The organism is Petrotoga sp. 8T1HF07.NaAc.6.1 (assembly GCF_016772115.1).
GTDB lineage: Bacteria > Thermotogota > Thermotogae > Petrotogales > Petrotogaceae > Petrotoga > Petrotoga mobilis.
Genome location: NZ_AUPG01000001.1, coordinates 134,604 through 155,871, shown reverse-complemented (window position 1 = coordinate 155,871; position 21,268 = coordinate 134,604). Strand labels below are relative to the sequence as shown.

Here is a 21,268-nt window from a genome sequence, read left to right as displayed (position 1 = left end):
AAGTATAGATTTTAAGTAACTAAAATCTATACGACATGTATGACCTCACAAAATACTCCTCTGTATAATGCACTTAAGAACATGAGTTACAAAGAATTAGAAGAAATAGCCCAAGAAATTCGAAAGTATATTTTTAACGTTGTATACAACAACAATGGTCATCTTGCTTCGAATTTGGGCGTTGTGGAATTAACAATTGCATTGTACAGGATATTTGACCCCATAGAAGACGTTATTATTTGGGATACCAGTCATCAATCTTACGTGCACAAACTTTTGACGGGCCGTTGGAAAGATTTCAAAACCATACGTGAAAAAGGTGGCATAAGTGGGTACACAAATATCTACGAATCACCAGCGGATAGATTCGGTGCTGGGCATGCAGGGACTTCCATAGCAGCCTCTTTGGGTTATGCACTATCTGATAAGATAAAAAACAGGAAAAGGAATATAGTTGCTGTTATTGGAGATGGAGCCTTAGGTTGTGGGATGGCTCTTGAATCGTTAAATCAGTTGAACTATCAAGATGTAAAAGTTAAAATAGTTCTAAACGATAACAACATGGCTATTTCAAAAAATGTAGGAACGATCTCCCAATTGTTGAATAATTTTAGAATAAAAAAAGAATATACCCAAGCAAAAGAAATTTTAAAGAGTTCTTTAGAAGATTCTTCTTTGGGTAAGGATGTAGAATCAGTTTTAAAGAAAGTCAGAAACGCTTTAAAATTCTCTATTTACGATACTCCAGCATCACTGTTTGAGGAGTTAGGAATCAAGTATTATGGACCCGTCGATGGACATGATATCAAAAAAATGGAAGAGTTTTTAGAATTCATTAAAGCTTATGATGAGAAGTCTGTAATACTGCATGTTGTTACCACAAAAGGCAAAGGTTTCGAAGAAACCGAGAAATCTCCCACCAAATATCATGGCGTATCCAAAAAAGAACTGAACAAAGTCTCTTACAGTAAAATTGTTGGGCATACGTTATCTCATTTAAAAGATTATGAGTTTTTAGCTTTTACGGGAGCCATGTCCGATGGGACTGGGTTAAATGTCCTTCAAGAAATATGCCCTGACAAGGTCATCGATATGGGTATCACCGAACCAAGTATAGTCACTACGGCGTCTGCTCTGTCTTTAGGTGGGGTTTTGCCGGTTGTTGATATTTACTCTACTTTCATGCAAAGAGCGTTTGATTCACTTATTCATGATGTAGCCTTACAAAAGATCCCAGTTCTATTTTTGTTGGATAGGGCTGGTTTGGTTGGAGAAGATGGTCCAACTCATCATGGGGTTTTTGATATAGCATATACGAGGTTAATTCCAAATGTTGAAATCTGGACGCCGTTGAACGCCCAAGATTTAGCTAATATGATTTACACTTCTGTAATAAAGGGTTTGAAAAAGCCTCGGTTTATTAGATTTCCAAGAGATGGAGAAACGATAGAAATACAAAATATACTCGACAATCTTCAAATAGTAGATGGTGAGTGGAAGTATCTAAAAATGGCTGATTCTGGGATATACGCCCTTGCTGTTGGAACTATCTCTCAAAATGTTTATGATGCTCTTAAAGATTATGACGTTAATATAATCGGGGTACGAAGTGTCAAACCTTTAAATGAGTACTTTTTGGAAATATTAGAACAAAGGGCTGAATATATTTTTGTTTATGAAGAGGGAAGTTTGAAAGGTGGTTTCAACGAAGAGATATTCAAACTGAGAAATAAAAAAATTTACCCATTTGGTGTGAAAGATGAGTTTGTTTCTCATGCAACAAGAGAAGAACAATTAGACGAATGCGGTCTTTCTATAAAAGCGATAAAGGAAAACTTTGAAAAAATCATCTCAAAGGTTAAAACTCAATCATCTTATGAATAAAAGGGAGAGTAAAAAATGATAAAAAATAAACTTTTTTTAGTACTTTCCATATTCTTTATCATAACTACTGTCACGTATGCTTTTGAGTTATTACTAACCCCGTCATACTCCTACACACTTGATTCAACAGGTACTACAGACATTCAAAAAAGTTTAGATTACACGGGGGGAAGGATTTCTTTTTTAATTCCAACCGAAGATAGTGAAGAAATTTCTTATGGTCCCTATTTGGGATTTTTCTACAATTACAATTTATTAGATAGTTTGGAAAGTGTAGAAGATGTTGGAATTTCTCTCGGTTTGAATATGAAATATACTACCAATATAATTGGCAATTTAGATTTATTGGTAACCGCTTTCGGAGGCGTACACACGGAAGACTATTTTAAAACCTTTAAAACGGAAATACTTATTAATGGAGGTATCAGCTACAACAATTTATCTCTGTCTGTTGGTTACGAGACACGGTACTACGAAGAAGAAAGTCTAACGGTTAATTATCTACCAATCTCGTTGGGAGTGAGTTTTAAATTTTAGAAAAAACCTACAAGGATTTGGAAATCGAAAAAATATTAAATTTAATTTCAACCTATAGTCATACCGATTATGGGAAAGATTATTTTTTAAAAAATGTAAAAATGTACAAAGATCTAACAGAATTAGACCGAGAAGTGAACATTTCTCGAGTTTTTTTTGATATGGCGATTAAAGGTACATTAAAAGATTTGTACGGTTTAAGTTATATCCCTTCGATAATTGAAAAGATCGGCAACAAAGAAAGTGTTGAAGGTAGAGAATTCAGAAAAATTGGAGAGTTTTTGCAAGACGGTTATGCCATCCACAAACATTACAGCGGTATAAACGATCTACTCACTGATAAGATATCAGATTACAAACCTTTACTTGAGTTAAAAGATCAGATCTTTAAAGTTTTTACTCCTGAAGGAGAAATTAAAGATAACGCCTCAATCGAATTAAAAAGAATAAGAAACGGCATAGACACGGTAAAACGTCAATTAAATATAGAATTCAACAAGATAAAAAGTAAGTATATTAAATACCTTTCTTTAGATCAGCCTGTGGAAAGAAACGGAAGATTATGCATAGCGTTAAAGAGTGAAAGTAGAAATGTTATAAAAGGTATTACCGTTGGAAGATCCGATTCCGGTGCTACTTTGTTTGTAGAACCAGATACGATTATAGAACTGAACGAAAAGCTTACAGATTTATTCTCACAAGAGAAGAACGAAATCAATAGGATACTCTCAAATTTGACCTTTGAACTTCAAAAAAACAAATTTAAAATAGAAAAAAATATAGAAATAATAGAATATATAGATGCCAATATAGCGAAAGCCAGATACGCCAAAGATATGAATGCAGTATTCACTCTACCCCATACTACTAAAAAGATTCTTCTCAAAGAACTAAAACATCCATTAATACCAAAAGAAAAAATAGTCCCCATAGATGTTGAACTCGATAAAAACGGGATGATAATAACGGGCCCCAACACAGGGGGTAAAACGGTTTCTTTGAAATCAATTGGATTAGCTTTTTTTATGGCTCATTCTGCTTTACCAGTCTTAGCTTTAAAGGCTGAAATCCCTTTTATAGAAGAAATTTACACGGATATAGGAGACCAACAAGATATATCTCAAAACCTAAGCACTTTTTCTGCCCATTTGTTGAATTTAAAAAATATACTTGAAAGTGTCAATGAAAAGTCGCTTGTTTTGATAGATGAATTAGGAACAGGAACCGATCCCATTGAAGGAGCTGCCTTAAGCAAAGCTATTTTGAAGTATCTGCTAATGAAAGGGCCCATAATATTTGCTACTTCACATCTGTCTGAGATCAAAACATTCTCTTTGGAAGAAGAAAAACTACTCGCCGCTTCTATGTCTTTTGACATTGAAACACTTAAACCTACATACAAACTAATTGTAGGCGTACCCGGAGCATCCCATGCCATTGAAATAGCCGAAAGATTGGGCATTGACCCTAAAATTATAGAAGAAAGTAAAATAAATCTCAACGAAGAATTTTCACAAAGTGAAAAAATACTAAGTAGATTAACTTCTATCCACAATGAATACGAAGAAAGTTTAGAAAGGATCAAGAAAAAAGAAGAAGAAATCGATAAAACGAAAAAGGAGTACGAAGAAAAACTACAAAAACTAAAGAAAAAAGAGATAGAAAGTCTTGAACCCGAGTTGTATCAACTTAAAGAACAGATAAAAAATATGAGAAACCAAATTCAAACCGTATTAAAAGAAATTAAGCAAAAAAAAGATCAAATCGATTCACAAGAAATCAGCAAAAAACTAAAAGAATCTGAAAATATGGCTTCACAACTTGAAGAGATGAGAAAAGCGTTATCTCAAAATCAAAAAGGGCGAAAAATCGAAAAGTCTAAGATAAAAGTTGGAATGAAAGTAAAAGCATCCAATAATATTCAGGGGACGGTAAAAAGGATTACAAACTCCAAGATAACCGTTCAGATTGATGGTTCTCCGATAGAGATAACTTATAGTCCAACGGAGATTGAGCCTATAATTAACTCAGATAAAGAAAAAAGTGAAGAAAAAAGGATTTACGTTAAAATAGATCAAAAGAAAAGTGTAAAATCCGAATTAGATATTAGAGGTTATACGGTAAATGAGGCTATACCCGAAATAGAAAAATTTATTTCGGATTTAATAAGTTCTGGAATAAAAGAGGGAAGGATAATACACGGAAAAGGAACTGGGAAACTAGCTATGGGGATTTGGGATTATTTAAGAAAATCATCTCTAATTAAAGATTTCAAAATCGCTCGAAGTGAAGAAGGGGGAACAGGGGCAACAGTAATAGAAGTTTAAATAATGGGGGAATGGAAATGCTCTTTGGACTTGATATAGGTACAAGGACTCTTGTAGGGATATTAGCAGAATATGATGAAGAAACGGAAAGTATAATAATCAAGCATTTTGCAGAAGTTGAACACGAAAATAGAGCGATGCTTGACGGACAGATTCATGATGTCAACAAGGTTGCTAAAGGTGTATTCAAAATAAAGAAAACACTGGAAGAGGAAAGTTCCATCAATCTTTCCGAAGTTGCCATCGCTATAGCTGGTAGGTTTCTAATCTCTTCGATCGGTTCATACAGCCTCGATATTTCAACTCATGGTTATTTAGATAGTGAAACAATCAAAAAGATGGAACTCGAAGCAGTCAAAGCGTCTACAGAAAAATTAAACTACTCACAAGAAATGTACTGCGTAGGATACTCAATACTTTACTACAGTCTTGATAATCAATGGATTAAACATCTAGAAGGGCAAAGAGGTAATCAAGCAAAGGTAAAAGTTTTGGCAGCTTATCTACCAAAAAATGTTGTAGAAGCTATGATGTCTGTATTGGATAAAGTTGGATTAAAACCTATCCATGTCACATTGGAACCGATAGCCGCCACAAGTTTAGTTGTACCTGAGGACTTGAGAAACCTGAATGTTGCAATGGTGGATGTGGGAGCAGGAACAAGCGACATATCTATATCGAATAAAGGTGTAATAACAGGCTATGGGATGGTACCTTTAGCTGGAGATGAGATAACAGATACTATATCTCAACAACTATTGGTGGATTTCAAAACCGCTGAAATGATTAAAAAACAATTATCTCAAAGCGATGAAATTACCTACAACGATATCCTGGATAGTCCACAAATTGTAAGAAAAGAAGAAGTAATTAAGATAATAACTCCTGTTATAGACAACATAACGGATAAAATTGCTAAAGAAATATTAAATCTAAACGGGAAACCTCCCGTTGCTGTGATGGTGGTAGGTGGAGGAGGGAAAGTACCAACTTTCACCGAAAAATTAGCCAGTAAACTTGGGCTTCCCAAAGAAAGGGTATCTCTGAAAACTACCAAAAATTTGGAGAATATCATTTTTGAATCAAAAAGAATGGAAGGTAGTGAATACATAACTCCTTTAGGTATAGTAAATGTCGCACTGAAAAAACAGGGTAGTGTATTCAATACCATCAAAATAAACGGAAGAAATGTAAATATGTTAATCATAGGTAAAGACATGAACGTCTTACAAGCGTTACTACAATCAGGTTATTCGCTAGACAAATTGGTTGGACTGCCCTCCCCTGCGATAGCTTTCGAACTGAACGAAAAATTACAGATAAAAAAGGGGAATATGGGCGAAAAGGCAAAAATAACAGTAAACGGCGTATCTGCGGATATACATTCTCCCATTAAACCAGGAGATCACATTGAAATAGAAGAACCTAAAAATGGCAAACCTGTCAATTTAAAATTGAAAGACGTGATTCAACCCATTGAATTTTACTTAAATGGAGAACCCAAAACCACTTATCCTGTAGTAATAAAAAATGGTGAAAAAATAGAAAGCTTAGAAGAAGAGATCAAAGATGGAGATAAAATATTTACTTCACCTCCAAAAATAGAAGATGTATTTAAAGAGTACAACGAGAAAATTTTCTTCACAATAAATAACCTTCCATATGAAGTCCCTGTGGGTACGATTATCATGAAAGACGAAGAAATCTTAGATAAAGATTATCAAATAAAAAATGGAGATCTTCTAAAAACAAAGGCGGTAAAGCTTCCTAAGATAAAAGAATTCTTGGATATCGAAACCGAAAAGATGAAAGTATTTTTAAACGGGAAAGAGGTTCATTTAAACAAAGAAGAAATAATCGCATCCTATGATGGAAAAATAATTGACATAGAAGAAGAAGTGAGCAATGGAGCAAATTACTCGATTAAAAAGGTAAAAAAGGATGTTCAATTAATAGATGTATTTTCTCATCTTTCCATAAACATGGAAGAAATTCAATCTTATGAAATTTACTTAAATGACCAAAAAGTCGAAAGCTTTCTACAAAAGATCGAACCAGGTGCGAATGTGAGGTTGTTAATCAATGATCAGAGGAATAGGAGTTGACATCGTAAAAGTCGACAGGATCAACGAAAAAAACGTCCAAAAAATTCTCTCTCAAAAAGAAAAAGAAATATACGATACGTTTAAAGGGCAAAAAAGAAAAAAAGAATATGCAGCGGGTCGTTTTGCAGTAAAAGAATCTTTAATAAAATGTTTCAAAAGGTTTATCCCTTACTCACAAATTACCGTTCTAAACAAACAAAGTGGAGAACCCTATTTAGATGAAGAATCGGTGAAATATCTATTCGAAAAGTTTGGAGGTAACGGAACGATACACATATCTATAGCCCATGAAAGAGAGTTTGCCGTAGCAACAGCGGTTGTGATAGATGAAGACTAAAGGGGGATTGTAATTTGGACATACCAAAAAACATAAAAGAACGATACGAAAAGTTAAAAGCAGAAATAGAAGAACATAACTACCGATACTACGTATTGGCTGATCCCATTATCTCGGATCAGGAATACGATAAGCTATTTAAAGAATTAGTAGAGCTCGAAAAGAAATATCCCGAATTGAAAACACCCGATTCTCCCACTCAAAGGATCGGTGGGATAGTTGTTGAGGGATTCAATAAAGTAAACCATTCCATACCGATGTTATCCTTAGATAACACCTACAACGAAGAAGAAATCTTAGATTTTCACAAAAGGGTTTTAAAGAACTTGAACTTAACCCATGTTGAGTACTTCTGTGAACTAAAGATAGATGGAGTATCGGTAGCTTTAAAGTACACCGATGGAGTATTAACTCAAGCTATAACCAGGGGTGATGGAACGACCGGAGAAGATATCACACAAAACGTAAAAACGATCCCCTCTATTCCTTTAAGATTGAGAAAAAATCTAACCATTGAAGTACGTGGAGAAATATACATGCCAAAAAAAGAATTTGTGAGAATAAATTCTGAAAGGGAAGAAAAAGGGTTACCTGTTTTCGCTAATCCTAGAAATGCCACAGCGGGCACTTTAAAACTTTTGGATAGTACTGAAGTGGCAAAAAGAAAGTTAAGCTCTTTTATGTATTACGTTATCTTCCCTCAAAATTACAACTTAGAAACTCAAGAGGAAGCAATAAATTTTCTGAAAGAAGTTGGTTTCAGAATCAATCCTAATTACAAAAAGGCCGAAGATATTGGACAAGTTATAGAATTTTGGAAAGAATGGAATCGAAGGAGAAAGGAATTAGAATACGAAGTAGATGGAATAGTAGTTAAGGTGAACAGTTTTGAATTACAGAGAGTCCTTGGTGAAACTGCCCGATCCCCACGATGGGCAATAGCTTTCAAATTTGAAGCTGAACAGAAAGAAACGAAACTAAAAGCTATAAAGCTTCAAGTTGGGAGTACAGGGATAATAACCCCCGTTGCAGAATTTGACCCCATACAACTCGAAGGAACAACGGTAAAAAGGGCAAGTCTACACAACTTTGATTATATAAAAGAAAGAGATATAAGGGAAGGCGATTACGTATTAATTGAAAAAGCAGGTGGCATAATACCACAAGTTATAGGCCCTATTAAAGAAAAAAGAACTGGGGAAGAAAAAATAATCCAAACCCCTGAAAAATGCCCTGTATGCGGTGGAAAAGTTGGAAAAATAAAAGCTTCCGAAGTGGCAATAAGATGTTTGAATCCCTCTTGTCCAGAAAAGCTTTTAAGAACGTTGGAAAATTTTGTTTCAAGAAACGCAATGAATATCCAAGGACTTGGCCCAAAGATATTAAAAAGAATGGTAGATGCAGGTTTAGTTAAAGATGTGGCAGATCTTTATTATTTAAACGAACAAAAAATTAGAAGCTTAGGAGAAGGTATAGGAGACAAAACGGTAGAAAATATATTGACACAAATAGAGCAATCCAAAAATAGAGAATTGTACAGATTAATTAACGCTCTTGGGATACCAAATGTTGGTTTAAAAACGGCGAAAGACCTTGCTAATCATTTTAAAAATTTAGACAGTTTAATAGACGCAAAATTCGATGAACTTGTAGAAATAGAGGGTATTGGTGAAGATATAGCAAATGCAATTATAAAGTTTTTTTCACAGGAAGAAGTTAAAAAGATCATTAAAAAATTAAAAGATGCCGGGGTCAACATAGGCAAAAAAGAAGAAGAAAAATCAGAAGGGCCTTTAAAAGGTTTAATTATATGTCAAACCGGCGCACTTTCTAAAATGACAAGGCAAGAATTTGCCGAATACGTTGAATCTAAAGGTGGTACCTTCTCTGAAAACGTGACGAAGAAAACAAATATCCTAGTCGTTGGAGAAAACCCTGGTTCTAAACTAGATAAAGCTCAAAGTTACGGAATTACTATAATGAGTGAAGAAGACTTCTTTGATGAATATGGAGAAAGTTAGAAAAATAGTTACGCTTCAAACATTAGTACTTATCTTCATTCTTTTTAATACGAAGGGCTTCTCTGAAATAACTACAAACGAAGTTTATCTACTATCTTCAATATACGCAGGTAAAGATTTTACAAACATAACACCTTACCCAATAAATTCAAATGATGAGTTTGAAGTTTACCCTGGTTTCTTTTACAAATCTTTTGATCCCCTGTGGTTGATTGGTGGAATATTTGAAACCAATTGGTCAGATTTGGAAAGAGGGGTATATCTATCTGACTCATTACCTTATGTTACTGGGTTCATGGGGGGATACGATGCAGGAAGTATGAGAATTGTATCAGCCATGTACTTCTTTGACCCTTACTTAACTGAGGAAGAGTTAGAAAGGCAAAAAGATACCTCTTTTGATGGTAATTCTGATAGATCTGGATTGGAAGATTTTGGGTATTGTGATCCTTCAAAAACCTTGTTCATACACAGATTAGAATTTAATCTTTTCGATAGAGTTAGGCTTTCTTTGAACGAATTGAATTTGATCGGTGGAAAATACCCTGACCTTTCTGATGCTAACCCTTTTGGTATAGCTCATAATAACTTAGGTGAAGGATTCTCAAATAATATGTTGGGAGTAGATGCTTCTATCATTCCTACCAACGGTTGGCAAATATATGGACAATTCGCGATGGACGATTTTGTAGTACCCGATACTGAAGAGGGAGCAACAGATTACAAACCAACCGCATTTGCTTGGGGAGTAGGAACAAGATTAGTAGGTAAAACTTCGCAATACTACATATCTCCAAAAATTGAGTATTATAAGATTTACACTTGGATGTACAATCAATGGGCACCTTACTTGAAATATACCGCCAAATACGATGAAGAAGATATTCCCATAGGCTTTGACTACGGGAACGACATGGAAGGTTACTTAATAGGATTGGATATTGCCAACGAAACAACCAGATACAAAATTACCTTTGAACGCTACCTCAAAGGTGAAATAAATTTAGAAACACCCTACGATGATGAGAGAAAAGAAGATGTGGAAGGTTGGCCTGGACCGTACGGAGAAACAACGCCGTTTATCAAAATATCCTTTTCAATTGAAGTAGGGTTTTAAAATTCTCAATACTTTAAATTTATCTATCTACTAATAAAGTTAGCAAGTTCTATTTAATTATAAAAGGCATGCTAAAGGCATTAGAGGTGACAAAAATACCGAATTATAAATATAAAATTGGGTTGCACATATTCAGACGAGATCTTAGGTTAGAGGATAATACTTCTCTCATAGAAGCACTTCAAAGTTGTGAAAGAGTCATACCTACTTTTATATTTGATGATCGACAGATTAAAGACAATGATTACAAATCAGACAACGCGGTTCAATTTATGATCAACAGTCTAAAAGAACTCAATGATGAGCTACACCAATTGAGCGCTAGGCTATACTTTTTTGAAGGACTTACTGCTAAAGTAGTTGAAAGTTTAATTAAAACATTAGGAATAGAAGCAGTTTTCGTGAATAAAGATTACACTCCATTTAGTAAGAAAAGAGATAACGAAATAAAAGCCATTTGTGAAAGGGAAAGAGTAGATTTCAAGGAACATTTTGATGTTTTATTACATGAACCCACAGAAGTTTTGAAAGATAATGGTATGCCATATATAAAGTTCACCGATTTTTTAAAAAAATCCAAAAAAATAGATGTGCGAGAACCGCAGAAGAATAAATTTAAAAATTATTTTACAGAAGAAATTAGCTCAAGTATAGCTCTTCAGGTTGATAAATTTCCTCAAAATGAAAATTCAATGTTAAATGGTGGGCGAGAAGAAGGGTTAAGTTATATAGAGAGAATAGTCAAACTAAAAAATTACAGTGAAATTAGAAACATACCTTCAATCGATGGAACAACAAAGTTATCTCCCCATCTTAAATTTGGAACAGTTTCTGTGAGAGAGGTATATAGAAAAGTAAATGAAAACTTCGGTAATGAACATGAAATTATTACACAACTTCACTGGCGTGATTTTTTTACTCATATCCTTTATCATTTCCCTCATGTTTTAGGCAATTCCTTTAAGGAGAAATATAACCAAATACAGTGGGAAAATGATGTGGATAAATTTAAGGCTTGGTGTACAGGGAGAACAGGTTATCCTATAGTTGACGCTGGAATGATGCAATTGAATCTAACGGGATGGATGCATAACCGAGTAAGAATGATAACAGGGAGTTTTCTTGTTAAGGATTTACATATTGACTGGCGATGGGGAGAAAAATACTTTGCACAAAGACTAGTTGATTACGATCCTGCAATTAATAATGGTAATTGGCAATGGGTTGCTTCAACAGGTTGTGATGCGCAGCCTTTTTTCCGAATATTTAACCCAATTTTGCAACAGCAAAAATTTGATCCTGAATGTAATTACATAAAGACTTGGTTACCAGAATTAACCAATCTTAACTCAGAGCAAATACATACTTTAAACATTCCAAAAGGCATCGATTATCCGACACCTATTGTCGATCATAAAGTAGCTTCAGAAAAGGCTAAAAAACTTTATAAAATATGATCAAAAAGTCAAGCAAGTTTATTATTTGTGGATTTTAATAATGCGTTTAAAAATAGCGGTGCAAAAAGCACCGCTAAATATTTTTAGAAGAAAAGTCTACCCATTTCGTATAATTCTCTACTTATCTCTTTGTTCTTCAAAATTTCGTCCGTAAATGGTTTTTCTACAACATCAAAACCATCCAAACCTAAAGCCACATTAGATTTTCCTTTTTTAACAGCGTCTATAGCCGAAACACCGAATTTGAAAGCCAGGTATCTATCAAAAGACGAAGGTGTTCCTCCTCTTTGCAAATAATCCAAATCAACGGTTCTACATTCAACATTTTGCAGATTAGCTTTTATGTACTCTGTGATTAATTCTGCTGGTTTCATGTATTGACGAACCTTTGGATCGCCTATTATATTTTGAACTTCTTCGGGGAGTTTGACTTTTTCTTCTACTACGACTATGGAAAATCTTCTACCTGCAGAATATCTCCTTTTAATATTTTCAATCATATCTTTAGGGTCTAACTTGAACTCTGGTACTATTATATAATCAGCACCACCTGCCATACCACCAATTGTTGCTAACCATCCTGCTTCGTCTCCTCCGGTTTCTACAACTATTACCCTATGACCTGCACTCGCAGTTGAATGAAGTTTATCTAATGCATCTGTGACGATCTGTAATGCCGTTAGAAAACCAACGCTAAGATCCGTCCAGTATAAGTCATTATCAACGGTAGCAGGTATTATTATCGAAGGTATACCTTCATTTGCCAATTTTAAGGCGATATTTGCTCCGGTATGGCCTGTTAACAATATAAGACTAGTTATCTGATATCTCTCAAAGTTATTTTTCAACTTTTTCAAATCGTTTGGATTAACAGTAGGATCGTATTTTGACGAACCCAAAATTATGCCACCTTCAGGTAATTTACCTGAGACATGTTCTTTAGCTAAGATTGTTAATTTATCTTCCACGAGACCTAGAAAACCGTCGTAAACGCCGACAACTTCGATATCCTCTTCGGCGCCTTTAACGATGAGTGCCCGGATTACGGCATTTAATCCTGGACAATCTCCACCTACATTTAAAACAGCGACTCTTTTCATTATATACACCTCCACATTTTAATTTGATTATACTAACTTTAGGAGCTCTAAAACCTTTATAGATAGCGCCCCTTCGCCCCGCTCCCCACCCATAAGGAAAAATGGTATTCATTCCCTTTGTCCGCATTCCACCCTTTTAAGGAAGGGACCTGCGGTCCCTAACCCAGCAGGTGGGAGGGCTCCGCCCTGTAACCCTTTTAAAATCAAAGTCTTATTTTTGAAAATAGTTATATCTCAAAAACCTTGTGTTAGCGCCCCTTTGCCCCGCAGCCCACCCGTAAAGAGGATGGTATTCACACCAACCACTTTAACCAAGAGTTTCACTCAAAAATTCTAATTAAGACGGGAATAATCACTATAGAAACTATGGACATAAGTTTTATTAAAATATTTATCGAAGGTCCTGCTGTATCTTTTAAAGGGTCCCCCACAGTATCTCCTACAACAGAAGCCTTGTGAGCCAAAGACCCTTTTCCACCATATTTTCCTGTTTCTATTAACTTCTTAGCGTTATCCCAGGCACCTCCAGAGTTAGCCATGAATATCGCTAACATAACGCCTGAGCCTGTTGTTCCAGCTAACATTCCAGCAACAGCTTGCTTGCCTAACAAGAGATAAATAATTATTGGAGCTATTACAGCGATTAAAGAAGGAAGTATCATATATTTCAAAGCACCATCGGTAGCGATCTTTACACACTTACCGTAGTCTGGATCAGCTTTTCCTTCCATTAATCCAACAATTTCTTTAAATTGCCTTCTTACTTCTTCAACCATAAGATTTGCAGCGTTACCAACCGCTTTCATTACCAAAGAGGAAAACAGAAATGGAAGCATAGCACCGATTAACATTGCTGTGAATACATTTGCATCATTCAAATCAACTACTGAAATATTTGTTACTTGCAAATAAGAAGCGAACAAAGCCAATGCCGTTAATGCAGCAGATCCTATAGCAAAACCTTTTCCCATAGCCGCTGTGGTATTTCCAACAGCATCCAACTTGTCCGTTCTTTCTCGAACGTATGGTTCTAAATGAGCCATTTCAGCAATTCCACCTGCATTATCAGCGATAGGGCCGTAAGCATCGATTGATAAACTCATACCCAGTGTTGAAAGCATTCCAACGGCCGCAATAGCTATTCCAAAAAGACCATAAACGTAGAATGAAATTACAATAGCTGCTCCTATTAAAAGAATAGGGATAAGCGTTGATTCCATCCCTAGCGCAAGACCATTGATAATCAACGGAGCCGAACCTGATGGAGCACTTTTAGCTAGCTCTATTACAGGTTTTTTCGCAGTGTAGTATTCAGTGGAAACCCCTATAAGAATTCCAACTACCATACCTAAAATAACAATTAAACCGCCAGAAAAATCTCCGAATACAATATTAGATAAGAAAAAAACAACTATCGCTTGAAGAAATGCCGTCATATATGTACCAAAGTGTAAGACCTTTTCAGGCTCAACTTCCTTTGCTTTTTTGATGTAGTAATTAACAAAAATAATACCAAAAATTGATAATATCAAACCTGATGAAGCAACAAAAAACGGGAAAAGTGCTCCCTTAGCAGAAAAAACGATACTTCCTAAGACTGAGGCAGAAAAAATAGAACCAACGTAGGATTCGTACAGATCAGCTCCCATACCTGCAACATCTCCCACATTATCTCCCACATTGTCAGCGATAACTGCCGGATTTCTTGGATCATCTTCTGGAATATTTGCTTCAACCTTACCAACTAAATCAGCTCCTACATCGGCGGCTTTTGTGAAAATGCCCCCTCCCACTCTTGCAAAGAGTGCCACAAAAGATGCTCCCATAGCGTAACCACTCATTAGTTCAGTATTTCCTTTGCCAAGAAAAAATATACCTCCCAATCCCATTAATCCTAAAGAAGTAACAATCATACCCATAACCGCTCCGCCATTAAAAGACACAGCCAATGCGTCTTTTAAATTGTTTATCGCTGCATTGGTTGTTCTGGCATTGGCTCTGGTGGCTATTGACATCCCTAGAAAACCTGATAAAACAGAAAATACTGATCCTAAAATAAAAGACAAAGCCATTTGATAAGAACTTACAAGCCACAGAAAAGCTGCGAATAAAAATATAACAACAAAAAGAATCCTATATTCAGAGAATAAAAAAGAGCGAGCTCCCACTTGAATAATTTTTGAAAGTTTCTGCATTTTTTCATTCCCAGGGGATTTTTCTAAAATATTGAACACCAAAAAAACGGTAAAAATTAATCCGATAAACCCAGATATAACCGATATGATTTGAGAAATAGCACCCATACTTTTCCTCCTTTGATAATTTAATTAATTATACCATATGTTTTTGAGTGATAGATAAAAAAATAATTATGAGGTAGATTAAGATACCTTATGCCTAATAAATATCTTTACTATTTCATTAACTACCAAAGGAACTATAGATAGCAATACAACAATTGACCAGTCATAAAGTCTTAAATCGAAGACCCCAAACACATTTCTGAGAAATGGAACTGTTATGACAATTTCCTGGAGGAATATTCCAAATAGGATAGAGACGATAAGGTACTTGTTTGTAAACCAACCAACTTGGAATATGGATTTGGTTGGATGTCTCATATTAAGAGAGTGTATTAGTTGAGATACACTTAACACTACAAAAGCCATGGTTTGTGCGTGAGTTAACGCATCATCTGAAATATTCGCAGGAAATATTGGGAACAAATTAGTGGTACCTGTATAAACTCTTGCCCCAATTACAAAGGCGGTTAATGTTACTAGACCAATTAATACACCGTTTAGTATTAAACTTATGCCTGTGCCGCCTGCAAACAAACTGTAATTTGGATTACGTGGTTTTTCTTTCATAACATCTTTATCCCCCGGCTCTACTCCAAGCGATAATGCAGGAAAAGTATCAGTTATTAAGTTAACCCAGAGTATGTGTATAGGCTTTAACGGTGTAGCCCAACCAAATAATATGGCAAAGAACAACGTAATTATTTCACCAATATTGCATGATAGCAGGAAAACAATTGATTTTTTAATATTGTTGTATATGTTTCTTCCTTCCTCTACAGCAGAAACTATAGTGCTAAAGTTATCATCTGTTAATACCATATCAGAAGCACCCTTTGCAACATCTGTACCTGTAATGCCCATTGCAATCCCAATGTCTGCAGCCTTTAAAGAAGGAGCATCGTTTACCCCATCTCCAGTCATGGCAACGATGTTACCTCTGGCTTTTAAAGCTCTAACTATTTTTACCTTATGTTCAGGTGAGACTCTGGCAAATACTCTCAAGTTATCGATCTTACTAATTAACTCCTCCTCTGTAAGCTTGTCTAGTTCAACTCCAGATATTACCTGTGAAGAATCATCAGCTATACCAAGCTCTTTTGCTATAGCAAAGGCAGTATTTTTATGATCTCCTGTTATCATAATAGTCTTTATACCAGCCTGTTTGCATAAAGATATAGAATCCTTCACTTCGAGTCTTGGCGGGTCGATCATACCTATTAAGCCTATAAAGGTTAAGTCGGTTTCTAATTTATCAATATCTCCGTGAGGAGAATCTATTTTTTTGAAGGCTGCTCCTAAAACTCTAAGGGCATCCTGAGACATTGAATCTACTTTATCCATTATACTGTCTATAATTTCCTGTGTTAGTGGAACAATCTCACCATTGACAAAAGCATTGTTACATATCTTAAGAAGATTATCCGGGGCTCCCTTAGTAAGCACTAAATACTCATTATCATATTTATTTACAGTGGTCATAAGTTTTCTATCTGAATCAAAAGGTACTTCATTTACTCTTGGATGCTGCTCTTCAAAAGTAGCTTTGAGTATATTGAATTTAGCTCCCGCCTCAAGTAGGGCTGTTTCTGTTGGATCACCGGTCTTTGAATCCTGCGAATAAGTAGCATCGTTACATAGTACCAAACTTTCCAAAAGAAGTTTATGTACTGGGTTATTAATATTTAGTAAGTCAAGATCGCCAAAGACGTTGTCTGCGTAGAATTTAACTACAGTCATCTTATTTTGAGTTAAGGTGCCAGTTTTATCAGAGCATATTATGTTTACAGAACCTAAAGTTTCAACCGCCGGAAGCTTTCTAATTATGGCATTCTTTTTAACCATCCTTTGAACACCCATAGCAAGTACTATTGTAACTATTGCGGGAAGTCCTTCAGGAATTGCTGCTACGGCAAGACTTATTGCCGTAAAGAACATTTCAAATAAAGGTCTTCCTTGTATGATACCGACAAGGAACATAGCAATAGAAATTCCAAGAGCTGCAAAGCCAAGTATTTTACCAAGCTCAGTAAGTTTCTTTTGAAGTGGAGTTTGTTCGGTTTCTGTTTCTTCAAGCATCTTAGCAATTTTACCTATTTCTGTTTTCATACCAGTTGCTACTGCAACCCCAATACCTCTGCCATAAGTAGCAAAAGTTGACATGAAAGCCATGTTTTTTTGGTCTCCAAGGGGAGTATCTATCGTCTCTAAAACTAAATCGGCATTTTTATCAACAGGCACTGATTCACCTGTAAGGGCAGATTCGTCAATTTGAAGGTTGACAGTTTCAATAAGTCTTAAATCACAGGGTATATATCTTCCTGCATCAATAATGACAATATCTCCAGGGACAACTTCTTCTGAAGGAATTTCGATAAGTTTCCCATCTCTTTTAACAATGGACTTAGGTGTAGAAAGCTTTTTTAAAGCCTCCAAAGCTTGTTCGGCTCTATACTCTTGTATAAGTCCTACTACTGCATTTATTAGGATGACAACAGCAATTATTATTGCGTCACTGAGTTCCCCCAATATTGCAGAGATCAAAGCTGCACCCAATAAAACATAGATCATTGCATCATTGAGTTGAGCAAAAAATAATTGTAACAAGCTCTTATTTTTTTGGGTAGCAAGCTTGTTTTCACCATATTCATTCAAACGTTCCTTAGCTTCTTGGGTTGAAAGCCCTTGAAGAGGATTGACCTGAAGCTCTTTAACAACTTCGTCTTTGCTTTTTGCAAACCACACAAACTTCACCTCTCCCATATTATATTTTAAATAAAAAATTTTATTTGATAAACAAAAAAGACCTTTGCTCGCTGATAAGAACAAAGGTCTTGCAATCTCTTTATGAGCTAACCGTCCGGGCTTGCGCCGTACTGACGAACAGTTAGAAGCGAAAAGCTTATGCTACTCCCCTTTTTTTGAATTATATCATAAGGTAATTAAAAAGACAATATCACAACACTTGACATTTTAAAATTTTTGTTGTATAATGCTTATGCAAATCAATTGCAAAAACAAATCGTTTGCATTTTATTCTATAAACAGTTTAACATCATTCATGTTTATCCTGAAGAGGTGACCTTTCCATGAGAAACACAAAAGCTCGTAGAGACATTTTAGGGGTGCTAGATGAGTACGATTATCCACTCAATGCCGAACAGATTTATGAAAAACTCAATGAAGATTACGATAAATCTACAATTTACAGAAACCTGAAAAATTACGAAGAAAACGGAGAGATTAAATCCATAGTTTTTTCTGACAAGATCAAATATTTTTTTAAGGGAGAGGGGCATTTTCATTTCATATACTGTATAAAATGTAAGAAATTTGAAAGATTCGATCTATGTTACTCTGAACAGATGAGTAAATATATAAAAGAAAGATTGGGCTTCAGAGTTTTGACTCATACACTTTATTTTGAAGGAATATGTAAAGAATGTCAGAAGATGACCACAGATGACCAATATGATAATTTCGATGAGTAGAAAGATTTTTAAAGTAACCAAAAATATAAAAAATAGATGAGAGTAGGTGAGAGAAGGTATGAAAAAAACGATTATAACAAGCATCGTTCTATTAGCTTCGTTCTTAGTATTCGCTTTAAACGTTTCAACTTCGATATTACCATATTACTATGTAAGTAAAGAAATAATACAAGAAAAAGGTCAAGTCAACCTTGTTGTTCCACCAGGGAAAAGTCCACACACATACTCATCAACACCAAAGGAACTAGTGCCCTTGTACGAATCTGACATTTTAATTACAAACGGTTTAGCTTTAGAAATTTTTATCTCTAATCTGACCCAGAATCTGGAAAAGCAGGGTGTGAAAATAATTCAAGTGTCGGATTACATTCCAGTTGAAGAACTTATAAGTATGAACGGGACTGACGAAGATCATGACCATGGAGAGTTTGCATACAACCCGCACATTTGGTTAGATCCATATATTATGTATACCTACATCATTCCAGGATTGGCAGAAGTTTTTGGAGAATTAGATCCTGCAAATAAGGATTACTACGCCCAAAACGCTGAAAGATATATAAACAGATTGATTTTGCTTGATAACTACCTTGCTGAAAAAGCTAAGGTCATCGATGGTTCAATATTTACGCTTCATAACTCCTATGATTATTTTGCAAGAAGATACGATATAAAAATTGCTGGTGTGATTCAACTCTCTCCGGGGGTAGAACCCACTCCAAAGCAGTTAGTTGAATTAACGAACGTTGCTAAAGAAGAAAATGTAAAGGCTATTTTCAATGAACCTCAACTCAGTGATAAAGCTGTGAATGCTGTAGCTGAAAATTTGAATTTAAGTATAGGGGTTTTGGACCCTTTAGGAAGTGTAGAAGGTGTTTTCGATTTAGAATCTCTGTATGTATACAACTTATTTGAAATCATCCGGGTGGTGAATTATGGCTACTGACCCATTAATATCTGTTAAAGATTTAAATTATTCCACTGACAACAACAATATATTGATCAATATATCCTTTGATATATATAGAAGAGAGTTTGTAGGGATAATTGGACCTAACGGAGCTGGAAAATCAACCTTAATAAAAACTCTAATCGGGGAAGTTCAAGATTATACAGGAGAAATAAAGATAAATGGGAAAATAGGATACGTTCCACAATCCGAGGAAAGGGAAAGAGATTTTCCAATCAAGGTATATGAAGTCGCTTTAATGGGTTTATACAGTGAAGTTGGACCATTTAAAAGGTTTAAAGAAGAACATTATGAAAAAGTGAGACAAACCCTCAAACTTTTACAAATTGAGCATCTCTACGACAGACTGGTGGGGAGATTATCAGGAGGAGAGTACAGAAGGTTAATGGTTGCTAGGGCTTTGGTTTCCGATCCTGATATATTAATATTGGACGAACCTGAAGCCAATATTGATAAGGAAGGGCAAAATATACTGTATGGAACTCTTAGAGATCTCAAAAAAAATAGGGATATGAGTATAATTTTAATAAGTCACGATTTGAACATGATTTTCAAAGAAACAAACAAAATTATGTGTATGAACAAAACATTGCACTGTCATAAAAACACCGCTGATCTCGATATCAATGACTTGCGAACTTTGTATTCTAAAGATTTTGAACTATTTATTCACATCAATGAAAAGATGAAGGTGGTTAGCAATAAAGATGATTGATATTTTAAGTTACCCTTTTATGAGATACGCCTTAATTGGTGCCATTCTTTCAGGTTTTGGCAGCGCGTTGTTATCAAATTTCATAGTCCTAAAAAAGATGGAGTTTATTGGAAACGGAGCGGCCCATGTGGCGTTTGGTGCTATCGCCTTTGCTCTTTTCTTTGGATTAAATATGAATCTTTTGTCTATAATAGTTGCCATTATATTTGCAATAACTATACATCAACTGGGGAAGAAAGAAAGAGTGCAAGAAAATAGCGTGATAGGTATGCTCTTATCGCTTTCTATGGCTATAGGTATAATTTTACTTTCATTCAAAAAAGGATACGTTCCCGAAATCGATAGTTTCTTATTTGGCGACGTATTAATGATAACTCAAGAAGATTTGATTTTATTGGGAATTTTTGACTTACTTATTCTTTTTATGGTTATTTTTTTAAACAAGGAGCTTAAATATTACTCGTTCAATCAAAGATTAAGTAAAATATTTGGGGTACCCGCAAACATAATAAACTTAGTGTTTTTAACGATCACATCTGTTACAATAGTTGTTTCCGTTAAAATAATAGGTATCATACTAATAACGGCTCTACTTATAACCCCTGGTGTTATAGCGAAGCTTTATGCAAAAAGTATAAACCAAATGCTGATAATATCCGTAATAGTTGGTGTATTTTCATCTGTTCTTGGTATTTTTTTATCATACTACTTAAACGTTCCATCAGGTCCAATGATAGTCCTGACACTGTTTCTAATATTTCTATTTGCATATCTTTTAAGAAAAACAGTTCTAAAGTCTTTTGCTCAATAGACCTTTTTAATTTTTTGCCCTAAGTCACATCTTGCTCTATAAATAAAATATTCTGCTCTTTTTAAGATACTACTGAGAGAGCAGAATATTTTTTCT

15 protein-coding genes are annotated in these 21,268 nt (G+C 35.0%); 12 read left to right on the top strand and 3 right to left on the bottom strand.

Features of this window, described 5'->3' with window-relative positions; translation table 11 throughout:
• Positions 1 to 39: 39 nt before the first annotated feature.
• From dxs to NAAC61_RS00700, 8 genes are all read left to right on the top strand, one after another.
• Positions 40 to 1,884, top strand: a complete 1,845-nt coding sequence (gene dxs, locus NAAC61_RS00735) for a 1-deoxy-D-xylulose-5-phosphate synthase (protein ID WP_202694944.1) — start codon at positions 40 to 42, stop codon at positions 1,882 to 1,884.
• 15 nt (positions 1,885 to 1,899) lie between these two features.
• Positions 1,900 to 2,421 (top strand): hypothetical protein, encoded by a 522-nt coding sequence (locus tag NAAC61_RS00730; protein WP_121959509.1) that lies wholly within the window; start codon positions 1,900 to 1,902, stop codon positions 2,419 to 2,421.
• Positions 2,415 to 4,748 (top strand): endonuclease MutS2, encoded by a 2,334-nt coding sequence (locus NAAC61_RS00725; RefSeq protein WP_121959508.1) that lies wholly within the window; start codon positions 2,415 to 2,417, stop codon positions 4,746 to 4,748. The genes NAAC61_RS00730 and NAAC61_RS00725 overlap by 7 nt, the downstream gene beginning before the upstream one ends.
• 17 nt (positions 4,749 to 4,765) lie before the next feature.
• Complete coding sequence (locus NAAC61_RS00720; protein WP_202694943.1) at positions 4,766 to 6,853, top strand: cell division FtsA domain-containing protein; 2,088 nt, start codon at positions 4,766 to 4,768, stop codon at positions 6,851 to 6,853.
• On the top strand, positions 6,831 to 7,190 hold the full coding sequence (gene acpS / locus NAAC61_RS00715; protein WP_012208822.1) for a holo-ACP synthase: 360 nt from the start codon (positions 6,831 to 6,833) through the stop codon (positions 7,188 to 7,190). Before NAAC61_RS00720 ends, acpS begins: the two co-directional genes overlap by 23 nt.
• A gap of 14 nt (positions 7,191 to 7,204) precedes the next feature.
• Positions 7,205 to 9,211 carry an NAD-dependent DNA ligase LigA gene (gene ligA / locus NAAC61_RS00710; RefSeq protein ID WP_103077560.1) on the top strand — a complete coding sequence of 669 codons (2,007 nt, stop codon included), beginning with the start codon at positions 7,205 to 7,207 and terminating at the stop codon, positions 9,209 to 9,211.
• Positions 9,174 to 10,328, top strand: a complete 1,155-nt coding sequence (locus tag NAAC61_RS00705; protein ID WP_202694942.1) for a hypothetical protein — start codon at positions 9,174 to 9,176, stop codon at positions 10,326 to 10,328. The genes ligA and NAAC61_RS00705 overlap by 38 nt, the downstream gene beginning before the upstream one ends.
• An 86-nt stretch (positions 10,329 to 10,414) precedes the next feature.
• Positions 10,415 to 11,785, top strand: a complete 1,371-nt coding sequence (locus NAAC61_RS00700; protein WP_233187754.1) for a cryptochrome/photolyase family protein — start codon at positions 10,415 to 10,417, stop codon at positions 11,783 to 11,785.
• An 83-nt stretch (positions 11,786 to 11,868) separates the two neighbouring features.
• Here NAAC61_RS00700 and NAAC61_RS00695 read toward each other — a convergent pair whose 3' ends face one another.
• From NAAC61_RS00695 to NAAC61_RS00685, 3 genes are all read right to left on the bottom strand, one after another.
• Complete coding sequence (locus tag NAAC61_RS00695) at positions 11,869 to 12,885, bottom strand: 6-phosphofructokinase (RefSeq protein ID WP_202694941.1); 1,017 nt, start codon at positions 12,883 to 12,885, stop codon at positions 11,869 to 11,871.
• 320 nt (positions 12,886 to 13,205) lie between these two features.
• Positions 13,206 to 15,188, bottom strand: a complete 1,983-nt coding sequence (locus tag NAAC61_RS00690; protein WP_121959501.1) for a sodium-translocating pyrophosphatase — start codon at positions 15,186 to 15,188, stop codon at positions 13,206 to 13,208.
• Positions 15,189 to 15,266: 78 nt separating this feature from the next.
• Positions 15,267 to 17,930: a calcium-transporting P-type ATPase, PMR1-type gene (locus tag NAAC61_RS00685; protein ID WP_337919675.1), complete on the bottom strand. Its 2,664-nt coding sequence runs from the start codon at positions 17,928 to 17,930 to the stop codon at positions 15,267 to 15,269.
• 344 nt (positions 17,931 to 18,274) lie between these two features.
• Between NAAC61_RS00685 and NAAC61_RS00680 the strand changes: the two genes are divergently transcribed.
• From NAAC61_RS00680 to NAAC61_RS00665, 4 genes are read left to right on the top strand one after another with little or no spacing between them, the layout of a single operon-like run.
• The gene (locus tag NAAC61_RS00680; protein WP_202694940.1) at positions 18,275 to 18,676 is read left to right on the top strand and encodes a Fur family transcriptional regulator; all 402 of its coding nucleotides are present in this window, start codon (positions 18,275 to 18,277) and stop codon (positions 18,674 to 18,676) included.
• 58 nt (positions 18,677 to 18,734) lie between these two features.
• The gene (locus NAAC61_RS00675) at positions 18,735 to 19,622 is read left to right on the top strand and encodes a metal ABC transporter substrate-binding protein (protein WP_202694939.1); all 888 of its coding nucleotides are present in this window, start codon (positions 18,735 to 18,737) and stop codon (positions 19,620 to 19,622) included.
• The gene (locus tag NAAC61_RS00670) at positions 19,612 to 20,361 is read left to right on the top strand and encodes a metal ABC transporter ATP-binding protein (RefSeq protein ID WP_202694938.1); all 750 of its coding nucleotides are present in this window, start codon (positions 19,612 to 19,614) and stop codon (positions 20,359 to 20,361) included. Before NAAC61_RS00675 ends, NAAC61_RS00670 begins: the two co-directional genes overlap by 11 nt.
• Positions 20,354 to 21,172: a metal ABC transporter permease gene (locus tag NAAC61_RS00665; RefSeq protein WP_202694937.1), complete on the top strand. Its 819-nt coding sequence runs from the start codon at positions 20,354 to 20,356 to the stop codon at positions 21,170 to 21,172. Before NAAC61_RS00670 ends, NAAC61_RS00665 begins: the two co-directional genes overlap by 8 nt.
• The last annotated feature ends 96 nt before the right edge of the window (positions 21,173 to 21,268 follow it).

Excerpts from the sequence above, each read along its gene's own strand:
- dxs (WP_202694944.1), top strand. The coding sequence starts at position 40 with ATGACCTCACAAAATACTCCTCTGTATAATGCACTTAAGAACATGAGT.
- NAAC61_RS00730 (WP_121959509.1), top strand. The coding sequence starts at position 1,900 with ATGATAAAAAATAAACTTTTTTTAGTACTTTCCATATTCTTTATCATA.
- NAAC61_RS00720 (WP_202694943.1), top strand. The coding sequence starts at position 4,766 with ATGCTCTTTGGACTTGATATAGGTACAAGGACTCTTGTAGGGATATTA.
- acpS (WP_012208822.1), top strand. The coding sequence starts at position 6,831 with ATGATCAGAGGAATAGGAGTTGACATCGTAAAAGTCGACAGGATCAAC.
- NAAC61_RS00695 (WP_202694941.1), bottom strand. The coding sequence starts at position 12,885 with ATGAAAAGAGTCGCTGTTTTAAATGTAGGTGGAGATTGTCCAGGATTA.
- NAAC61_RS00690 (WP_121959501.1), bottom strand. The coding sequence starts at position 15,188 with ATGGGTGCTATTTCTCAAATCATATCGGTTATATCTGGGTTTATCGGA.
- NAAC61_RS00680 (WP_202694940.1), top strand. The coding sequence starts at position 18,275 with ATGAGAAACACAAAAGCTCGTAGAGACATTTTAGGGGTGCTAGATGAG.
- NAAC61_RS00675 (WP_202694939.1), top strand. The coding sequence starts at position 18,735 with ATGAAAAAAACGATTATAACAAGCATCGTTCTATTAGCTTCGTTCTTA.
- NAAC61_RS00670 (WP_202694938.1), top strand. The coding sequence starts at position 19,612 with ATGGCTACTGACCCATTAATATCTGTTAAAGATTTAAATTATTCCACT.
- NAAC61_RS00665 (WP_202694937.1), top strand. The coding sequence starts at position 20,354 with ATGATTGATATTTTAAGTTACCCTTTTATGAGATACGCCTTAATTGGT.